We start from the raw sequence: 1,687 nt of genomic DNA on the forward strand, positions 1-1,687 counted from the left end.
AGGGTGTGCATTCGCTTGTAGGCGGTCACGTAGTGTTCCGACTGAATAAAGGAAGTCAGCACCTGTCTTATCCATTTTGTTTACGAATACGAGACGTGGTACTTTGTAGTTTGTCGCTTGACGCCAAACTGTCTCTGTTTGTGGTTCAACACCTGATTGTGCATCAAGTACCGCTACAGCACCATCCAATACGCGAAGTGAACGTTCAACTTCAACTGTGAAGTCTACGTGCCCCGGTGTATCGATGATGTTTACGCGGTGACCTTTCCATGCTGCAGTTGTAGCAGCTGAAGTAATCGTGATTCCACGTTCTTGCTCTTGCTCCATCCAGTCCATTTGTGATGCACCTTCGTGCGTTTCACCAATCTTGTGGATTTTACCTGTGTAAAAAAGGATCCGCTCTGTTGTCGTTGTCTTACCAGCGTCAATGTGAGCCATGATACCAATGTTACGAGTATTCTCTAGTGAGAACTCTCTAGCCATTTTGTAATCTCCTTCCGTTTCGGATTACTGCTGTTGTTTATCCGACCTTACCAGCGATAGTGAGCGAATGCTCTGTTGGCTTCAGCCATTTTATGCATTTCTTCACGGCGTTTAACAGAAGCACCTGTGTTGTTTGATGCATCAAGAATTTCGTTCGCTAGACGTTCTTCCATTGTTTTCTCTCCACGTGTACGTGAATAGTTTACAAGGTAACGAAGGCCTAGAGTAGAACGACGTTCAGGGCGTACTTCAACCGGTACTTGATAGTTAGCTCCACCTACACGGCGAGCGCGCACTTCAAGAACTGGCATTACATTATTTAAAGCTGCTTCGAATACTTCGATTGGCTCTTGTCCAGAACGTTCTTTAACAATTTCGAACGCTCCATAAAGAATCTTTTGAGAAGTACCTTTTTTACCGTCTACCATCATTTTGTTGATAAGGCGGCTTACAAGCTTGGAATTATAAATCGGATCAGGTAGTACATCACGTTTTGTTACTGGACCTTTACGAGGCATAATTAGTTCCTCCTTTCAATATTGTTAGTTTTGTATTACTTCTTAACTTTGGGCTTTTTAGCTCCATACATTGAACGGCTTTGCATACGGCCAGTAACTCCAGCTGTATCAAGTGCCCCACGTACGATATGGTAACGAACACCCGGTAAATCTTTTACGCGTCCTCCGCGGATTAGTACCACACTGTGTTCTTGCAAGTTGTGGCCTTCACCTGGAATATATGCGTTTACTTCCAATGTATTAGTTAAACGAACACGAGCATACTTACGTAGCGCCGAGTTTGGCTTCTTAGGAGTCATAGTACCAACACGTGTACAAACACCTCTTTTTTGTGGTGAGTTCACGTTTGTCATAGACTTTTTAAAGCTGTTATAGCTTTTTCCTAGAGCCGGAGACTTAGAATTTTCCGTTTTCGATTTACGAGGTTTACGGACTAATTGATTAATTGTAGGCATCAGGTTGTTCCTCCTTCCAAGCTTTTTATAATACCACACACCCAGGTGGTTCATTTTTAAGTAAAAACAAAGTTTTTGTGCGTGCACACACAAAAACGGGTGACAGTAACTCCAGAGATCTCTGCTTACTGTTATTTTATAATGATGAATTGCTTTACGCCTTGCACTAATTCGAAAGAATATATATTCCTTCCAACAAGTTAACGATCAACAACTATCAACCTTTTGTAT

3 protein-coding genes are annotated in these 1,687 nt (G+C 42.3%); all 3 read right to left on the reverse strand.

Going from position 1 to position 1,687, the window contains the following annotated elements; translation table 11 throughout:
• A partial coding sequence (locus tag CVD27_RS22410) for a GTP-binding protein (protein WP_142384127.1) occupies positions 1-483 on the reverse strand: 483 nt, incomplete at its 3' end.
• Between the two features lie 47 nt (positions 484-530).
• On the reverse strand, positions 531-1,001 hold the full coding sequence (gene rpsG / locus CVD27_RS22415; RefSeq protein WP_029053281.1) for a 30S ribosomal protein S7: 471 nt from the start codon (positions 999-1,001) through the stop codon (positions 531-533).
• Between the two features lie 35 nt (positions 1,002-1,036).
• Positions 1,037-1,456, reverse strand: coding sequence for a 30S ribosomal protein S12 (rpsL, locus tag CVD27_RS22420; RefSeq protein WP_085132019.1), 420 nt, complete (start codon positions 1,454-1,456; stop codon positions 1,037-1,039).
• Positions 1,457-1,687: the final 231 nt, after the last annotated feature.

Source organism: Neobacillus cucumis (genome assembly GCF_002860255.1).
Taxonomy (GTDB): Bacteria; Bacillota; Bacilli; order Bacillales; family Cytobacillaceae; genus Neobacillus; species Neobacillus cucumis_A.

What these genes read in the sequence shown, in the direction of transcription:
- rpsG (WP_029053281.1), bottom strand. Translation starts at nt 1,001, where the DNA reads ATGCCTCGTAAAGGTCCAGTAACAAAACGTGATGTACTACCTGATCCG.
- rpsL (WP_085132019.1), bottom strand. Translation starts at nt 1,456, where the DNA reads ATGCCTACAATTAATCAATTAGTCCGTAAACCTCGTAAATCGAAAACG.